Origin of the sequence: Lentzea sp. NPDC102401 (genome assembly GCF_044765805.1) — a bacterium.
In the GTDB taxonomy this organism is placed as follows: domain Bacteria; phylum Actinomycetota; class Actinomycetes; order Mycobacteriales; family Pseudonocardiaceae; genus Lentzea; species Lentzea sokolovensis.
This window is the reverse complement of record NZ_JBIWKS010000009.1, coordinates 103,583-120,237: the sequence shown is the minus strand read 5'-3', so window position 1 is coordinate 120,237 and position 16,655 is coordinate 103,583. Positions and strand designations below refer to the sequence as shown.

At 68.6% G+C, this 16,655-nt stretch carries 14 protein-coding genes; 11 read left to right on the top strand and 3 right to left on the bottom strand.

Annotated elements, in window-relative coordinates; genetic code table 11:
• Window positions 1-2: 2 nt before the first annotated feature.
• Entirely contained in the window at window positions 3-827 is an 825-nt protein-coding gene (locus ACIRG5_RS28985; RefSeq protein ID WP_402910214.1) for an NAD(P)H-binding protein, read from the bottom strand.
• A 47-nt stretch (window positions 828-874) separates the two neighbouring features.
• On the bottom strand, window positions 875-1,504 hold the full coding sequence (locus ACIRG5_RS28980; protein WP_360386336.1) for a TetR/AcrR family transcriptional regulator: 630 nt from the start codon (window positions 1,502-1,504) through the stop codon (window positions 875-877).
• Between the two features lie 126 nt (window positions 1,505-1,630).
• Between ACIRG5_RS28980 and ACIRG5_RS28975 the strand changes: the two genes are divergently transcribed.
• The 5 genes from ACIRG5_RS28975 (at window position 1,631) to ACIRG5_RS28955 (ending at window position 7,839) form a co-directional block, all read left to right on the top strand.
• Window positions 1,631-2,584, top strand: a complete 954-nt coding sequence (locus tag ACIRG5_RS28975; RefSeq protein WP_402910210.1) for an alpha/beta fold hydrolase — start codon at window positions 1,631-1,633, stop codon at window positions 2,582-2,584.
• A gap of 40 nt (window positions 2,585-2,624) precedes the next feature.
• Entirely contained in the window at window positions 2,625-3,617 is a 993-nt protein-coding gene (locus ACIRG5_RS28970; RefSeq protein ID WP_402910207.1) for a DUF3152 domain-containing protein, read from the top strand.
• A gap of 79 nt (window positions 3,618-3,696) precedes the next feature.
• Window positions 3,697-4,869, top strand: a complete 1,173-nt coding sequence (gene moeZ, locus ACIRG5_RS28965) for an adenylyltransferase/sulfurtransferase MoeZ (protein ID WP_402910204.1) — start codon at window positions 3,697-3,699, stop codon at window positions 4,867-4,869.
• A 147-nt stretch (window positions 4,870-5,016) separates the two neighbouring features.
• On the top strand, window positions 5,017-5,814 hold the full coding sequence (locus ACIRG5_RS28960) for a TIGR02569 family protein (protein WP_402910202.1): 798 nt from the start codon (window positions 5,017-5,019) through the stop codon (window positions 5,812-5,814).
• A gap of 105 nt (window positions 5,815-5,919) precedes the next feature.
• Window positions 5,920-7,839 carry a molybdopterin oxidoreductase family protein gene (locus tag ACIRG5_RS28955; RefSeq protein ID WP_402910845.1) on the top strand — a complete coding sequence of 640 codons (1,920 nt, stop codon included), beginning with the start codon at window positions 5,920-5,922 and terminating at the stop codon, window positions 7,837-7,839.
• Window positions 7,840-7,930: 91 nt separating this feature from the next.
• Here the strand turns inward: ACIRG5_RS28955 and ACIRG5_RS28950 are convergent, their stop codons facing one another.
• Window positions 7,931-9,073, bottom strand: coding sequence for an RNA-guided endonuclease InsQ/TnpB family protein (locus tag ACIRG5_RS28950; protein WP_402910199.1), 1,143 nt, complete (start codon window positions 9,071-9,073; stop codon window positions 7,931-7,933).
• Window positions 9,074-9,198: 125 nt separating this feature from the next.
• On the opposite strand from ACIRG5_RS28950, the gene ACIRG5_RS28945 reads away from it, so the two are divergent.
• From ACIRG5_RS28945 to ACIRG5_RS28920, 6 genes are all read left to right on the top strand, one after another.
• Window positions 9,199-10,614, top strand: a complete 1,416-nt coding sequence (locus ACIRG5_RS28945; protein ID WP_402910197.1) for an FAD-dependent oxidoreductase — start codon at window positions 9,199-9,201, stop codon at window positions 10,612-10,614.
• Window positions 10,615-10,711: 97 nt separating this feature from the next.
• On the top strand, window positions 10,712-12,016 hold the full coding sequence (locus ACIRG5_RS28940; protein WP_402910194.1) for an MFS transporter: 1,305 nt from the start codon (window positions 10,712-10,714) through the stop codon (window positions 12,014-12,016).
• Window positions 12,017-12,127: 111 nt separating this feature from the next.
• Entirely contained in the window at window positions 12,128-14,584 is a 2,457-nt protein-coding gene (nirB, locus tag ACIRG5_RS28935) for a nitrite reductase large subunit NirB (RefSeq protein ID WP_402910191.1), read from the top strand.
• A complete protein-coding gene (nirD, locus tag ACIRG5_RS28930) occupies window positions 14,581-14,892 on the top strand; it encodes a nitrite reductase small subunit NirD (protein WP_319980150.1) in 312 nt (103 codons plus the stop codon). The genes nirB and nirD overlap by 4 nt, the downstream gene beginning before the upstream one ends.
• Window positions 14,889-15,980, top strand: coding sequence for a uroporphyrinogen-III synthase (locus ACIRG5_RS28925; RefSeq protein ID WP_402910189.1), 1,092 nt, complete (start codon window positions 14,889-14,891; stop codon window positions 15,978-15,980). Before nirD ends, ACIRG5_RS28925 begins: the two co-directional genes overlap by 4 nt.
• Complete coding sequence (locus tag ACIRG5_RS28920; protein WP_402910186.1) at window positions 15,932-16,618, top strand: sirohydrochlorin chelatase; 687 nt, start codon at window positions 15,932-15,934, stop codon at window positions 16,616-16,618. The genes ACIRG5_RS28925 and ACIRG5_RS28920 overlap by 49 nt, the downstream gene beginning before the upstream one ends.
• Window positions 16,619-16,655 lie beyond the last annotated feature (37 nt).

Genomic DNA, 16,655 nt, shown 5'->3' with positions numbered 1-16,655 from the left:
CCTCAGGAGGCGAACGCCTCCGCGTGCTCGACGGCCCACTGCCGGAATGTCCGCGGCGGGCGGCCGATGACCTGCTCGACGGTCGGCAGCACCTTCGCCTCGTCGAGCGTGCCGTCGACGTAGAAGCGGAAGAAGGCGTCCACGTACTTCGCCGGCATCGCCGCGCTCATCTCGGCCCGTGCCTCGTCGTTCGTCTGCGGACGCAGGACGAGGTCACGGCCGAGCACGTCGCCGAGCACCTGCAGCCGGTCCGCGGGCAGCAACGACTCCGGACCGCTGAGGTGGTAGATCTGCCCCTCGTGGGCGGGGGTCAGCAGTGCCTGGACGGCGACCGCCGCGATGTCGTGCGGATCGACGTTCGCGACTCGCACGCCCGCGAACGGCTCGTGCACCACGTCGCCCTTCCGCAACTGCGGGGCCCACCGGAGCGAGTTCGACATGAACGCGGTTGGCCGCAGGAACGTCCACGGCACACCGGACTCCCGCACGGCGGCCTCGGATTCGGCCATGTAACGGGAAACCGCGTTGTCCGGGTCGCCATCGCCCGCGGAACCACCGGACAGCAGCACGACCCGCGCCGCTCCCGCCCTGCGCACCTGGTCGAGCACCCCGGGCATGTCCTGGTAACCCGGCAGCAGGAAGACCGCGTCGACTCCTGCGAGAGCGGGCCCCAGACTCTGCGGTTCGTTCAGGTCGCCTGTGACGGCCTGCGTCCCTGGCGGTGCCTCGCCCTTGCGCTGGAGCGCGCGCACCGGCGTGCCCGCCGCGATGAGCGTTGCCACCACTTCCGCGCCGACGTTCCCCGTGGCTCCGGTGACGAGAATCATGCTGCCCCCTCAGATCGATGATCCAAGGGGAACGGTACTCAGCGTCGTCAGTGCTGGAGCGGGAAACCGCCACCGATGCCGCGCCACGCCAGGTTCGAGATCAGCGCGACGGCGTCCTCCTTCGGTACCCGCCGGTTGTCCGCGAGCCACGACCGCGCCGTGACCTGCGACAGCCCCACGAGTCCGACGGCCAGCAACCGGGCACGTTCGGGGTCGAGCCCGGCGTCCGCGGTGATGGTGTCGGTGATGGCGTCCACGGAGTCCGTGGTCGCGCGCTCCACGGCCGACTGCACGGCCGGTTCGGAGCGCAGGTCCGACTCGAACACCATGCGGAACGCCTGGCCCTCGCCGTCCACGAAGTCGTAGAAGGCGGCCACGGCGGCGCGCACGCGGAGCTTGTTGTCCGTGGTGGAGCCGATGGCGGTGCGGACACGGCCGACCAGCTCGTCCACATGGGACTCGAGGAGCGCCATGTAGAGCTCGAGCTTGCCCGGGAAGTGTTGGTAGAGCACCGGTTTGGACACGCCCGCGCGCTCGGCGATCTCGTCCATCGCCGCGGCGTGATAGCCATTGGTGACGAACACGTCCTGCGCCGCTGCCAGCAGTTGCGCACGGCGGGCGGTGCGCGGCAGTCGAACGCCCCTGCCTGCGGGTGCGCTCTGCGCCGTCTCCGTCATGGTGCCTCCAGCACGAGTGATCCGGCCGTCGGACAGGGGTTGCCAGACCGAGGCTGAGAGCAACCTTACTCGCTGGTAGCCCACATCCGGGAACCATCTGGGCGTTCTTTCCCGCATCCTGGTCCGGTGAGCACCATCATTCCCGCCCCGTTGTCCACGGTCGCGCTGCCGCCGCTGGACAAGACCCAGACGCCGTGGCCAGGTGAGTTTCACCAGGTCGACGCCCACGAGGTGCACGTGAGGGTCACCCCTGGCGACGGGCCGCCGGCCGTGTACGTGCACGGGCTTGGCGGGTCCGCGACGAACTGGACAGATCTCGCGGCGCAGCTGAAGGACCACGTCAGCGGCTACTCGATCGACCTGCCCGGGTTCGGCCGGTCGGAGCCGATTCCCGGCTACGACTTCAGTCTCGCCACGCACGCCCGCACGGTGATCAAGTACCTGGAAACGCTCTCACAGCCGGTGCACCTGCTCGGCAACTCCATGGGAGGCGCGATCTCCGTGATGGTCGCCGCGAGCAGGCCGGATCTCGTGAAGACGCTCACGCTCGTCTCGCCGGCCGTGCCCGACCTCAGGCCGCGCCTCGACCGCATGTCCGATCCGCGGATGGCGCTCGCCGTCCTGCCGATCATCGGGTCGAAGGTGCGCCGCGAGCTCGCGAAGCTGAGCGCGCACCAGCGCACCAGGCAGATGCTCGAACTCTGCTTCGCCGACCCGAGCGTGGTGCCCGACCACCGCATCGAGGAGTCGATCAAGGAGAACGAGGAGCGCGCCCGGCAGAAGTGGGCGGGGCAGGCGCTCAACCGCAGCACGTTCGGCCTGATGCAGAGCTGGCTCACGCCCGGCCCGAGGTCGCTGTGGCGGCTGCTGCCGTTGGTCAAGGCGCCGACGCTGGTGCTCTGGGGCGAGAACGACCGGCTCGTCAGCGTGCGGAAGGGACCACGAACGGCACGGTCGCTGCCCAAGGGGCGACTGCTGGTGCTTCCCAAGACAGGCCATGTCGCCCAGATGGAGCGGCCCGCCACCGTGGCGAGGGCCGTGCTGGGCATGTGGGAGGCGGTCGATCGACACTCATGGTGATGAACGACGGCCTTACGGGGGATGTGGGACCCTGGACCACGTGAATCGCGCCCCCGAGCGAGGACGTACTGCTCCGCCCGCTGACCGCTACCGCCGCGGCGAGCGCCGGACCAGCGCGGAACCGCTTGCGGCCTCCTGGGAACCGGAGGGCACGCAGGCCCTGCGAAGGCCGCGCAAGCGTCGCGGCGTGAAGAAGCTCGTCGCCAACTACGGGTGGCGGATCTACGCGATCCCGGTGCTCCTCGTGCTGACCGCGCTGGTGGTGCTCGACACGGTCCAGCCCAAGTCCCCCGCGATCGGTGGCCCCGGCACGAACGCCGCCGAGACCCCCGCCAGCACGCCTGAGGTGCCCGCGACCGAGCTGCCGGCCAAGAAGCCCGACCTGAAGATCCCGACCGCCGAGTTGCCGGCCGGTCCGGACTTCTCGCAGGACGGCGTCGGCACGTTCAAGGTGATCGCCGGCAACGGTCCGCGCGTCGGCGAGGCGAACGCGCCGAAGTTCCGCAAGTACGCGATCGCCGTCGAGGACGGTGTGAAGCCCGCCGACTACAACGACGACGCGGCCGCGTTCGCGCGCACGATCGACGGAATCCTGTCCGACCCGCGCAGCTGGGTCGGCACCAAGCAGGTCGCGCTGCAGCGGGTCGAAGCGAACCAGAACCCGGACTTCTTCGTGGCGCTGACCACCACGAAGACGACCCACACGCTGTGCGGCAAGGAGATCCCGTTCGAGACCTCCTGCTGGAACCCCGGCACCAAGCGCGTGATCATCAACGTCGCGCGCTGGGTGCGCGGCGCCATGGTCTACGGCCCTGACCTGGCCGGATACCGCACCTACGTGATCAACCACGAGGTCGGTCACGCCCTGGGCAACGGCCACGCCGCCTGCGGCGAGAACGGCGCGCCCGCCCCCGTGATGATGCAGCAGACGTTCGGCGTCTCGAACGACTTCGTGTCTCAGCTCAACGCGGGCCAGGACGTCGTTCCCGCTGACGGCAAGGTGTGCACGCCGAACGCGTTTCCCGCAGGCTGAGACAGCTTTCCAACGGGGAAGAGTCGAGGCAGGGTAGACGTTGTCTCGGACACGGAGACATTCGTCGAGGAGGACCAGCATGGCGCTTCCGCCGCTCGTTGAGCCAGCCGCGGAGCTGACCAAGGAAGAAGTCGCGCGCTACAGCCGCCACTTGATCATCCCGGACGTCGGGGTGGACGGGCAGAAGCGGCTGAAGAACGCGAAGGTGCTCGTCGTCGGCGCGGGCGGCCTTGGTAGCCCGGCACTGCTGTACCTGGCCGCGGCCGGGGTCGGCACGCTCGGCGTCGTCGACTTCGACGTCGTGGACGAGTCGAACCTGCAACGCCAGGTGATCCACGGCCAGTCCGACGTCGGCCGCCCCAAGGCGGAGTCGGCCCGCGACTCGGTCGCCGAGATCAACCCGTTCGTCAAGGTGATCCTGCACCAGACGCACCTCAACTCCGAGAACGCGCTGGAGATCTTCCGCGACTACGACCTGATCCTCGACGGCACCGACAACTTCGCCACCAGGTACCTGGTGAACGACGCCGCGGTGCTGCTGGGCAAGCCGTACGTGTGGGGTTCGATCTTCCGGTTCGAGGGCCAGGTCAGCGTCTTCTGGGAGGACGCCCCGGACGGCCAGGGCCTCAACTACCGCGACCTCTACCCGGAGCCGCCGCCTCCCGGCATGGTCCCGTCGTGCGCCGAGGGCGGCGTGCTGGGCGTGCTGTGCGCGTCGATCGGCTCGATCATGGTGACCGAGGCGATCAAGCTGCTCACGGGCATCGGCGACCCGCTGCTGGGCCGCCTGATGGTCTACGACGCACTGGAGATGTCCTACCGGACCATCAAGATCCGCAAGGACCCGGAGTCGCCGAAGATCACCGAGCTGATCGACTACGAGGCGTTCTGCGGTGTCGTGTCCACGGATGCGCAGCAGGCGGCCGCGGGCAACACGATCACGCCCCTGGAGCTCAAGCACAAGCAGGAGTCCGGTGAGGACTTCCTGCTGGTGGACGTCCGCGAGCCGCACGAGTACGAGATCGTGAAGATCCCGGGCTCCGTGCTGATCCCGAAGGACAGGATCCTGTCCGGGGAGGCGTTCTCCGAGCTGCCGCAGGACAAGCCGCTGGTGCTGCACTGCAAGTCCGGTGCTCGTTCGGCGGAGGCGCTCGCGGCGCTGCACAAGGCGGGCTTCTCCGACGCCGTGCACGTCGGCGGCGGTGTGCTGGCGTGGGCCCGCGAGGTCGACCCCAGCCTGCCGACCTACTGATCGCGTGACGGCGACTGCAAGTACTGCCAACGGCCTAGCCGGTAGTACTTGCAGTCGCTCCAACTCTGGGCTGTTCGGGTGGTGGCATGAATCACGGCGTGTCAGGGTCCACCACCCGGACGGTCTAGCCAGGTAGCGTGCCCGACCGTGACCCGGTCCCCCGAACCGCCCCCAGCGCACGTGCGTGCGGCGTTCGGGGCACGTGACGCCGAGCCAGAGCTGATCGACGGCGGCCCCGCCTGGCGGTGCGGCGACGCCACGATCAGGCCGGCGCCCAGACCCGCCGAGGCCACCTGGATCGCCAAGACCCTCGACGGCCTGGACGTCCACCACCTGCGCATCGGCAGACCCCTGCGTTCCACGGACGGCAGATACGTCGTCGGTGGCTGGTCCGCCACGAAGTTCCTGGCCGGCCGGGCCGAGGCGCGCCACGACGAGGTCATCGCCGTCGCCCAGCGCCTGCACCAGGCCACGGCCGAGCTGCCCAAACCCCGTTTCCTCGACGCGCGCACCGACGTGTTCGCCGTCGCCGACCGCAAGGCGTGGGGCGAGGAGGACGTGCCGCTCGACGCCGACCTCGGCGGCAGGCTGTTCGACCTGCTCAAGGACACGCAGAAGCCGCTCAACCTCAAGCCGCAGGTCGTGCACGGCGACCTGTTCGGCAACGTGCTGTTCGCGGGCAACGCGCCGCCGGCCGTCATCGACTTCACCGCCTACTGGCGTCCCGCCGAGTGGGCCGCCGCCGTGATCGCCGTGGACGCCGTCGCGTGGGGTGGCGCGGACTCCGGCCTGTTCCACCGGTGGAGCCATCAGGCCGAGTGGGAGCAGGCGCTCGTGCGCGCGATGCTGTTCCGGCTGGCCGTGCACGCGCTGCACCCGTTGTCAACGCCACAGTCCTTTGCGGGCTTGGAACGAGCTGCTCACCAGGTGACGGCACTGCTCTGAGCGGGCCATTTTCCACCGACGAAACATTGCGGAGCATCGGGTTAACGCGGGCTTCTTAGCGTCAGCGGCGTGACCCATTGCCCCTACTGCGCGCTGCAGTGCTCCATGAGCGTCATCGACGGCCAGGTGGCCCCTGGTCCCGGTGGGCTGTGCCAGAAGGGCTGGACGGCGGGGGAACTGCTGCGCCATCCCGGCCGGCTCACCACACCTCTTCTGCACGGTCAGCCGGTGTCCTGGGACGAGGCGCTGGACTTCGTCGCGGCGCGGATCACCTCCTACGAACCCGACGAGGTCGCCGTGTTCGGCGGCGGCGGGCTGACGAACGAGAAGGCGTACGCGCTCGGCAAGTTCGCGCGCGTCGCGTTGAAGACCTCGCAGATCGACTACAACGGCCGGTTCTGCATGTCCTCGGCCGCCGCCGCGGGCAACAAGGCGTTCGGGCTGGACCGCGGGCTGCCGTTCCCGCTGACCGACCTGCGCGGCGCCGACACGGTGCTGCTGGCGGGCTCGAACCCGGCCGAGACCATGCCGCCGTTCCTGCGGCACCTGGAGGGCGCGCGGCTGATCGTCATCGACCCTCGCCGCACCCCGACCGCCGAGCGCGCGACGCTGCACCTGCAGCCCGCGCCGGGCACGGACCTGGCGCTGGCACTGGGATTGCTGCACACAGCGGTCATCGAGGGCGTGATCGACAAGGAGTACATCACCTCCAGGACCTCGGGTTTCGACGAGGCGTGGCGGGTGGCGGCGGGGTGGTGGCCCGAGCGCGTCGAACGTGTCACCGGCGTGTCCGCCGCCGACCAGCGCGCCGCCGTGCACATGCTGGCCGGGCGGTCGTACGTGCTGACCGGGCGCGGCACCGAGCAGCACGCGACCGGCACCGACAACGTCTCGGCGTGGATCAACCTGGCGCTGGCGCTGGGACTTCCCGGCCGGGCCGGTTCCGGTTACGGCTGCCTGACCGGGCAGGGCAACGGCCAGGGTGGCCGCGAGCACGGCCAGAAGGCCGACCAGCTGCCCGGCTACCGCAAGATCGACGATCCCGTTGCGCGGCAGCACGTCATGGACGTCTGGGACGTGTCGTGGCTGCCCGGTCCCGGGCGCAGCGCTTACGAGCTGCTGGTCGCCGAGGACATCAAGGCGATGCTGGTGTTCGGCAGCAACCCGGTGGTGTCGGCGCCGCGGGCGTCCGGTGTCGTCGACCGCTTCAAGGCGCTGGACCTGTTGGTGGTGGCGGACTTCGTGATGTCGGAGACCGCGGCGATGGCCGACGTCGTGTTCCCGGTGACGCAGTGGGCCGAGGAAGACGGCACGATGACCAACCTCGAAGGCCGGATCATCAGGCGCCGCAAGGCACTCGACGCACCTCCCGGTGTGCGCAGCGACCTGGAGTTGTTGCACGGACTGGCATTGCGGCTCGGCGTCGGTTCGAAGTTCCCCGTCGAGCCGGTCGAGGTCTTCGAGGAGCTGCGGCGGGCGTCCGCCGGCGGTCTGTCCGACTACTCCGGCATCACCTACGAGCGGCTGGAGTCCGAGCAGCTGCACTGGCCGGTGCCGTCGGTGGATCATCCCGGCACGCCCAGGCTCTTCCTGGACGAGTTCGCGCATCCCGACGGCCTGGCGCGGTTCATCCCCGTCGACCACCGCGGCCCCGCCGAGCCGCCGGACGAGGAATTCCCGTTGCAGGCCACCACCGGACGGGTGCTGCAGCACTACCAGTCGGGTGCGCAGACGCGGCGGATCGGCGAGCTGCTCGCGGCCGTTCCCGAGATGTACGTGGAGGTGCACCCCGACACGGCATCGCGGGCGGGGCTTGCCTCCGGCGAGTCCGCGCACGTCGTGTCCCGGCGGGGAACGGTGACGGCGGTCGTCCGGTGCGTGCCGAGCATGCGCGCCGACGCGGTGTTCCTGCCGTTCCACTTTCCCGGTGACGGCCGGGCGAACCTGCTCACCAACCCCGCGCTCGATCCCACGAGCCGGATGCCCGAGTTCAAGGTCTGCGCTGTGCGATTGGAGCCGGCTTGACTTCGCCTCCACTTGGAGGTGTCGGGCTCACACCCTGACTTTCCTGCTTCTTCACCCATTGGAAGGGAGGTTGCGACAGTTGCCTCGCCAGCTAACGCCGGGTCGGTCTCACACCGTCTCCACAGGCTGTAGCCGCCAGCCCGGCGGCCAGAATGTTCTTCGCCGCGTTCACGTCTCTGTCGTGGGTCACACCGCATTGGCATGTCCACTCCCGCACGCGCAGCGGCAAGGCATCAGTTGTCGCCCCGCAGTTGGAGCACATTTTGCTCGACGGCAACCACCTGTCGACTGCGATCGCCTGACGGCCGTACCACGCGGCTTTGTATTCGAGCATCTGGCGGAGTCGCGACCAGGAGGCGTCGGAGATCGCACGTGCCAGTCGGCGGTTCCGTCGCATGCCGGACACGTGCAGGTCCTCGAATACGATCGTTTGGTTCTCACGAACGAGTCGAGTGGTGAGCTTGTGCAGGAAATCCTGCCGGCGGTCGCAGATTCTGGCGTGTACGCGCGCAACCTTGAGTCGCGCCTTCTCCCGGTTCGCCGATCCGGTCTGCTTGCGCGAAAGAGCTCGCTGCGCACGAGTCAACCGGAGCCTGTCCCTGTTTTCATGCTGCGGATTGGAGATCTTTTCTCCGGTGGAGAGCGTCACCAGTGCCGTCACACCTACATCAATACCCACCACAGCGGTCGTAGGTGCGTGGTGATCCACAGTGTCTTCCACCAGAATCGACACGAACCACCGTCCAGCGCGGTCCATGGACACGGTGACCGTGGACGGCTGAGAGCCTTCCGGCAATGGGCGGGACCACACGATGGAGAGCGGCTCGGTCATCTTGGCCAGCGTGAGCGTGTCTTCGCGCCAGCGAAACGCGGACCGCGTGTATTCGGCCGATGCGCGAGACTTCTTGCGCGACTTGAATCGCGGATGCTTTGCGCGCCGGTCGAAGAAGTGTCCGAACGCGGCCTGCAGGTGGCGCAGAGCCTGCTGCAGCGGGACGCTGGACACCTCGTTGAGGAACGTCAGGTCACTGGTCGACTTCCACGCGGTGAGCATGGCCGAAGTGTCGTTGTAGGAGATCCGCCTTTGGTCACGGCTCCAAGCCGTGGCGCGGACTTCAAGTGCCTTGTTGTAGACCAGGCGCACACACCCGAACGTGCGCAGCAGCTCCGCTGCCTGCACATCGGTGGGATGGAAGCGGTACTTGAACGCCCGCCTCACCAGGGTTGTGGCCATCGTTCACATTTTCTCAAACCTTCACATTCGGCAGATTTCAGGGTGGCTGTACAACGTGCCCTGGCGGAGCGGATGTCGAGTACTTCTCGGCTAGCAGACAGTGTTATCTGCCGATTGGAGTTCCAATGAGGCGAGTAGTGATCGTCGGGTACGGCATGGCAGGGGCGCGGCTGGCGGACGAGTTGCGCCGTCGGGACCCCGAAATCTCGATCACCGTGATCGGCGCGGAGCCGCACGCCGCGTACAACCGAGTGCTGCTGTCGACCGTCGTGGCGGGCTCGATGACGCCGCAGTCGACGCGGCTGCACGACGACAGGTGGGCCGCGGACCACGACATCGACCTGCGGCTGGGGACCCAGGTCCGTGAGATCGACCGCGCCGGCCGGACGATCGACGGAATTCCCTACGACTCACTGGTTCTCGCCACCGGCAGCGTCCCCTGGGTGCCGCCCGCCGAAGGTCTTGTGGAGGACGGCAAGCTCGCCCCCGGTGTGGTCGCCTTCCGCACCCTCGACGACTGCGCCGAGATCGAGGCCAAGGCCTGCAAGGGCACACCCGTCGCGGTGCTGGGCGGCGGCCTGCTCGGCATCGAGGCCGCGCGTGGCCTGGCCGGACGCGGTTGCCTCGTCACCGTCGTGCACCCCGTCGGCCACCTGATGGAACGCCAGCTCGACCCCGGCGCCGGCAGCGTTCTCGCCCGCACGCTCGGCAAGCTCGGCATCGAGTTCCGGCTGAACGCCATGGCCGCCAAGTACCTGCCCGGCGACGGCCTGATCCTCGACGACGGCACGCACGTTCCCGCCGAACTCGTCGTGGTGTCCGCGGGTGTGCGCGCCGAGACGTCGCTGGCGGTGAAGGCGGGACTGACCGTCGACCGCGGCATCGTCGTGGACGACGCGTTGCGCACCAGCGACCCGCGCATCCACGCGATCGGGGACTGCGCCCAGCATCCCGGCACGGTGTCGGGGCTGGTGCAGCCCGCGTGGGACCAGGCAGCCGTGCTCGCGGACCGGCTGACCGGCGCGAACCCGGCCGCCCGCTACCGGGGGACCTCCGTCGTGACCCGGTTGAAGGCACGGGACGTCGACCTGGCGGCGCTGGGCGACGTGCACACCGACGTCGACTGCCCTGACTCGGAAGTCCTGTGCTTCCAGGAACCCTCGCGCGGCCGGTACGCGAAGCTCGTGCTGCGCGACGACCGGGTGGCGGGCGCGATCGTGCTCGGCGCGCCGGACGCGGCCGCCACGATCACCCAGCTCTACGACCGGGGCATTCCCGCGCCGACCGACCGCCTGGCGTTGTTGCTGGGCCGGGCGCTGCCCGCCGAGGCCGCATCGCCCGCCGACCTGCCGTCCAGCGCCGTGATCTGCCGGTGCAACACCGTCTCCAAAGGACAGATCGTGTCGGCCTGGCGGGCGGGCGCGGAGTCGTTGCCGCAGCTCGCGGAGGCCACTCGCGCGACGACCGGGTGCGGTGGCTGCAAGGACGCGGTGTGCGGACTGATCGACTGGCTCGGGGCCTCACAGCCCGCCTCGGCGTGATGTGCGGTGGAGTTGCCGCCGCCGTCATCGGCCAGAGCGCCCTGGTAATGCGCGTTTCCTAGGTTTCCCGGCAACGCCGACCCCGCGGAGGACTTCAATGAGCTGGATCGACCACTGGGAGCCGGAGAAGCCCGAGTTCTGGGAGAGCAGGGGCAAGCGGATCGCCCGCAAGAACCTCGCGTTCTCCGTTCTCGCGGAGAACCTCGGTTTCAGCGTCTGGGTGCTGATGAGCATCGTCGTCGTGAGCCTCGGCTCCGTCGGCTTCGCCTTCAGCGTCGGCCAGCAGTTCTGGCTGCTGATCGTGCCGAACCTGGTCGGTGCCGCGCTGCGGGTGCCGTACACGTTCGCGGTGCCGCGCTTCGGTGGCCGGATGTGGACGACGATCAGCGCAGGGTTGCTGCTGATCCCGTGCACGATGCTGGCCTACGCCGTGGCGACGCCGGGCACGCCCTACTGGTTCTTCCTGCTCACCTCGGCCGCGATGGGCCTCGGTGGCGGTAACTTCTCGTCGTCGATGGCGAACATCTCGTTCTTCTACCCCGAGGGCAAGAAGGGCCTGGCGCTCGGCCTGAACGCGGCCGGCGGCAACCTCGGTGTCGCGGTCACGCAGCTCGTCGTGCCGATCGTGATCACCATCGGTACCGGGATCCACCTCGCCTACGCGGCGCTGATCTGGATGCCGTTCATCGTGGTGGCCACGGCCTGCGCGTGGTTCTTCATGGACAGCCTCACCCAGGCCAAGCCGGACGGGCAGTCGTACAGGCTCGCTCTGTCGAACCCGCACACCTGGGTGATGTCGTTCCTCTACATCGGCACCTTCGGGTCGTTCATCGGGTTCTCGTTCGCGTTCCCGTCGCTGATCAAGATCAGTTTCGTGGACTACAAGGGCTGGGTGGCGCTCGCGTTCCTCGGCGCGCTGATCGGCTCGGTGGCCCGGCCGCTCGGTGGCTGGCTCGCGGACCGGATCGGTGGTGCGAAGGTGACGCTGGGCACGTTCGTCGGGCTCGGGTTGGGCACGGTCGGCGTGATCCTCAGCGTCGACCTGCGGAACTTCGCGCTGTTCTTCGGTTCGTTCATCGCGCTGTTCGTGCTGGCCGGAGTGGGCAACGGCTCGACGTACCGGATGATCCCGGCGATCTTCCGCACCCAGTCCGACGACGACAAGTCCGCGAAGCGCCAGGCGGCCGCCGTCGTCGGCATCGCGGGTGCGATCGGCGCGGCCGGTGGTGTGCTGGTGAACCTCGTCTTCAAGTTCTCGCTCGAAGGGGCCTCGAAGAGCCTGACGCCCGCGCTGACCGCGTTCCTGGTCTTCTACGGGCTCTGCGTCGGCACCACCTGGTGGTTCTACCTGCGGCGCAACGTGTTCGCGGAGCGTCCTTCGCTCGCCTACGCCGGCGTGTGACGCACACCGCGCTGAACTGCGAAGAGAGTTTCCTTTAACAACCGCGAAATGTTGCGGACCTTGGGATGACACGCCGCCCGGTGAGCATACCGGGCGAAGGAGGGATGCCCGATGACCCAGACCCTGGTCGTGATCGGCAACGGCATGGTCGGCCACCGGCTCGTTGAGATCCTCCGTGACTCTTCGTGGCGGATCGTGGTCTTCGGTGAGGAGACCCGCCCCGCCTATGACCGGGTGGCGTTGTCGTCCTATGTGGACAGCTGGAACTTCGCCGATCTGGAGCTCACGCCGCTGAGCGGCTGCGAGATCCGGCTCGGTGAGAAGGTCGTGTCCGTCGACCGGGAACGTCGTGTCGTGGTCGGTGCGTCCGGCGTCGAGGTCACGTACGACGCGTTGGTGCTGGCCACCGGTTCGGTGCCGTTCGTGCCACCCGTTCCGGGCCGCGACCTGCCCGGTTGCCACGTGTACCGGACGGTGGACGACCTGGACGACATCCGGGCGACGATCGAGGCCGCCGACCGGCCTGGACGGCACTCCGGCATGGTGCTCGGCGGTGGCCTGCTCGGGCTCGAAGCGGCCAACGCGTTGCGCGGCATGGGAGTCTCGCCGCACGTCGTGGAGATGGCGCCGCGGCTGATGCCGATCCAGGTCGACGAGGGCGGTGCCGGGCTGCTGAAGCGGCTGGTCGAGAAGCTCGATCTGACCGTGCACACCGGTACTTCGGCCTCCTCGATCGAACGCGACGGCACGCGGTTGATCGCCAAGCTGGCCAACGGTGTCGAGCTGGACCTCGACGTCGTGGTGTTCAGCGCGGGCATCCGGCCGCGCACCGATCTGGAGCTGGGGCTGGAGCTGGGGCCGCGCGGCGGCTACCTGGTCGACGCCGCCTGCCGGACCGCCGATCCGCGGGTGTTCGCGATCGGCGAGTGCGCTGCGGTCGACGGTGTGACGTACGGGCTCGTGGCTCCCGGTTACGCGATGGCGGAGGCCGTCGCGGACCAGCTCGGCGGCGGCTCCAGGGTGTTCCCCGGTGCGGACATGTCGACGAAGCTGAAGCTGCTCGGGGTGGACGTGGCGTCGTTCGGCGACGCGCACGCCCAGACCGAGGGCGCGCTGGAAGTCGTGGTCAACAACGCGGTCGCCGGCACCTACAGCAAGCTCGTGGTGTCGGACGACGCTCGCACGTTGCTCGGCGGCGTGCTCGTGGGTGACGCCTCGTCGTACCTGTCGTTGCGTCCGTTGGTGGGCAAGGAAGTTCCGGCGGCACTGTTGCAGCCGGGCGGGGCCGTCGACGTCGAGATGCCCGCGGACGCACAGGTTTGCTCGTGTCACGCGGTGACCAAACAGACGATCACCGACGCGATCCAGTCCGGTGTCGCCTGTGATGTCGCGGAGCTCAAGGCGTGCACCAAGGCGGGCACGGGTTGTGGCTCGTGCGTGCCGATGCTCAAGAAGCTGCTGACCGACTGCGGTGTCGAGCAGTCCAAAGCGCTGTGCGAGCACTTCACGCACTCGCGGGCGGAGCTGTTCGAGATCGTCCGCGCCACCCGGATCACCACCTTCAGCGACCTGGTCGCGAAGCACGGCAGCGGCCGCGGCTGCGACATCTGCAAGCCGGCGGTGGCGTCGATCCTGGCGTCGCTGAACAACGGGCACATCCTCGGCGAGGCTCAGGTCTCGTTGCAGGACACCAATGACAGGTTCCTGGCGAACCTGCAGCGCAACGGCACGTACTCGGTGGTGCCGCGCATCCCCGGCGGCGAGATCACGCCGGAGAAGCTGATCGTCATCGGCGAGGTGGCGCGCGACTACGGGCTCTACACGAAGATCACCGGCGGCCAGCGCATCGACCTGTTCGGCGCGACCGTCGACCAGCTGCCGTTGATCTGGCGCCGGTTGGTGGACGCGGGCTTCGAGTCAGGGCACGCGTACGGCAAGGCGTTGCGCACGGTGAAGTCCTGCGTCGGCACGACCTGGTGCCGTTACGGCGTGCAGGACTCGGTCGGGCTCGCCATCGAATTGGAGCTGCGCTACCGGGGCCTCCGGTCGCCGCACAAGCTCAAGTCGGCCGTCTCCGGGTGCGCCCGCGAGTGTGCAGAAGCCCGCAGCAAGGACTTCGGTGTGATCGCCACCGAGAACGGCTGGAACCTCTACGTCGGCGGCAACGGTGGCTTCACGCCCCGGCACGCGGACCTGCTGGTGTCCGATGTGGACACAGCGGAGCTGATTCGGATCATCGACCGGTTCCTGATGTTCTACATCCGCACGGCGGACCGGCTGCAGCGCACCTCGGTGTGGCTGGAGGGGCTCGACGGCGGGCTCGACCACCTGCGCGAGGTCGTCGTCGACGACAAGCTCGGCATCTGCGAGGAGCTGGAGGCGGCGATGGCGGAACACGTCTCCGACTACGCCGACGAGTGGCGCGGGGTGCTCGAGGACCCGGAGAAGCTCGCTCGCTTCACGTCGTTCGTCAACGCGCCCGGCACTCCCGATCCCACGATCGAGTTCCGTTCCGAGCGTGGTCAGCGCGTCCCCGTTCAACTCGGCATCCCGGAGGTCGTCAGGTGATCGTCTGTGACTTTGGTGTGTTGCGTCCGGAACAGGGTGTCGCGGCGTTGCTGCCGGACGGCTCTCAGGTGGCGGTGTTCCTGACCGCTGACGGCTCCGTGCACGCGTTGGACAACATCGACCCGTTCAGCGGGGCCGCGGTGTTGTCACGGGGCATCGTGGGCGACCGCGGTGGCGTTCCCGTCGTGGTGTCACCGGTCTACAAGCAGGCGTTCGAACTGGCGACCGGCAAGTGCCTGGACCAGCCTTCCGTTTCCGTTGCCGTGCATGAAGTGCGAGTGCGCGACGGCGTCGTGGAGCTGACATGACGGGGCCGTTGGCGGGCTTCACCATCGGCGTCACGGCGGCTCGCCGTGCCGATGAGCTCATCGCGATGCTGGAGCGCAAGGGTGCTTCGGTGTTGCACGGGCCTGCCTTGCGGATCGTGCCTCTGCCCGATGACGCGACCCTGCACGCGGCGACGCTGGAACTGGTGTCGTCGCCTGTCGACGTCGTTGTCGCCACCACGGCGATCGGGTTCCGCGGGTGGTTCGAGGCCGCCGAGGGGTGGGGACTGGCGGGGCGTCTGCACCGTGCGCTGGAAGGCGCGGTGGTGTTGCCGCGCGGTCCCAAGGCCAAGGGGGCGGTTCGGGCGGCCGGGCTGGTCGAGGCCTGGTCGCCCTCTTCCGAGTCGAACGCGGAGCTGTTGCAGTACCTGTTGCGGATGGGCGTGTCCGGTAAGCGCGTCGCCGTTCAGTTGCACGGTGAGCCGCTGCCGGACTTTGTGAACACCTTGGCTGCTGCTGGGGCCGAAGTAGTCGAGATTCCTGTTTATCGGTGGGAGCCTCCGGCTGATATCGGTCCGTTGCAGCGGTTGATCGAGGCTGTGATGGCGGGGCAGGTGGATGCCTTGACGTTCACGTCGGCGCCTGCGGCTTCTTCTGTTCTGCGGACGGCTCCCGACTACGGTGCTTTGGTTTCCTGCCTGCGCCGGGATGTTCTCGTGGTCGGCGTTGGTGCGATCACCGCTGGGCCGTTGGTGGCTGCCGGAATTCCTGTCGTGCAGCCTGCTCGGTCCCGGATCGGGTCGATGGTCAGGGAGCTGGCTCTGGAGTTGCCTTCGCGGGCGTTGCGGCTGCGGATCGCTTCCATGGACATGGAGATGCGGGCTCAGGCCGTGGTGATCGACGGTGAGTTGCGGCCTGTCGCTCCTGCGCCGATGGCGGTGCTGCGGACCTTGGTCGCCGCTCGTGGGCGGGTGGTCTCGCGCCAGGATCTGTTGGCTGCTCTGCCTTCTGGCGGTGAGGAGCATGCTGTGGAGACCGCGATCGGGCGGTTGCGGACCGCTTTGGGGTCTCCGCAGATGGTGTGCACTGTGGTGAAGCGTGGTTACCGGCTTGCGATGGAGCCCGCGTGAAACTTGTGCTGGCGTTTCATGGGACGCGTGATCCGCGTGGGATTGCGGTGTGTTCGGAGATCGCCGCCTTGGTTCGTCCTTCTGTGGACGTTCCTGTGGAGGTCGCGTTCGCGGACGTGGTGCAGCCCGACGTTCGGTCCGTTGTGGACGGTCCCTGTGTTGTGGTGCCGGTGTTCCTGGCTGCCGGGTATCACGTTCGTGTGGACATTCCCGCGCAGATCGGGCGGCGGCCCGGGGTGGTGCTGACGTCGCCGTTGGGGCTGGACGCGGTGCCGGCTGTGCGCGATCGGTTGCGGGAGGCAGGTGTCCGCCGCGGCGATGCAGTAGTGCTCGCCGCGGCGGGATCGTCTGATGCGCGGGCGCTGGCGACCGTGCGTGCCGCAGCCGCGTTGATCGGGGCGGCTGCGGTGGGATATGTGGCGACCGCGACGCCCCGCGTGCCCGACGTCGTCGCCGGGCTGCGGGGGCGCCGCGTGGCCGTTGCCTCGTGGCTCCTGGCACCTGGGGCATTCCACGGGTCGCTCGCCGAGTGCGGTGCGGATGTGGTCTCCGAACCGGTCGGGGCGCATCCTCTTGTGGTCGATGCTTTGTTGCGCAAGTACTACGAGGCTCGGGCGGTTCTGCTGCGAACAGCATGAGGGTTGGTGGGGAACGGCCTCAATGGAACTGTTCCAT

Coding starts and splice junctions, on each gene's coding strand:
- ACIRG5_RS28940 (WP_402910194.1), top strand. CDS start 10,712: ATGAGCTGGATCGACCACTGGGAGCCGGAGAAGCCCGAGTTCTGGGAG.
- ACIRG5_RS28955 (WP_402910845.1), top strand. CDS start 5,920: ATGAGCGTCATCGACGGCCAGGTGGCCCCTGGTCCCGGTGGGCTGTGC.
- ACIRG5_RS28945 (WP_402910197.1), top strand. CDS start 9,199: ATGAGGCGAGTAGTGATCGTCGGGTACGGCATGGCAGGGGCGCGGCTG.
- moeZ (WP_402910204.1), top strand. CDS start 3,697: ATGGCGCTTCCGCCGCTCGTTGAGCCAGCCGCGGAGCTGACCAAGGAA.
- ACIRG5_RS28925 (WP_402910189.1), top strand. CDS start 14,889: ATGACGGGGCCGTTGGCGGGCTTCACCATCGGCGTCACGGCGGCTCGC.
- ACIRG5_RS28980 (WP_360386336.1), bottom strand. CDS start 1,504: ATGACGGAGACGGCGCAGAGCGCACCCGCAGGCAGGGGCGTTCGACTG.
- ACIRG5_RS28985 (WP_402910214.1), bottom strand. CDS start 827: ATGATTCTCGTCACCGGAGCCACGGGGAACGTCGGCGCGGAAGTGGTG.
- nirB (WP_402910191.1), top strand. CDS start 12,128: ATGACCCAGACCCTGGTCGTGATCGGCAACGGCATGGTCGGCCACCGG.
- ACIRG5_RS28950 (WP_402910199.1), bottom strand. CDS start 9,073: ATGGCCACAACCCTGGTGAGGCGGGCGTTCAAGTACCGCTTCCATCCC.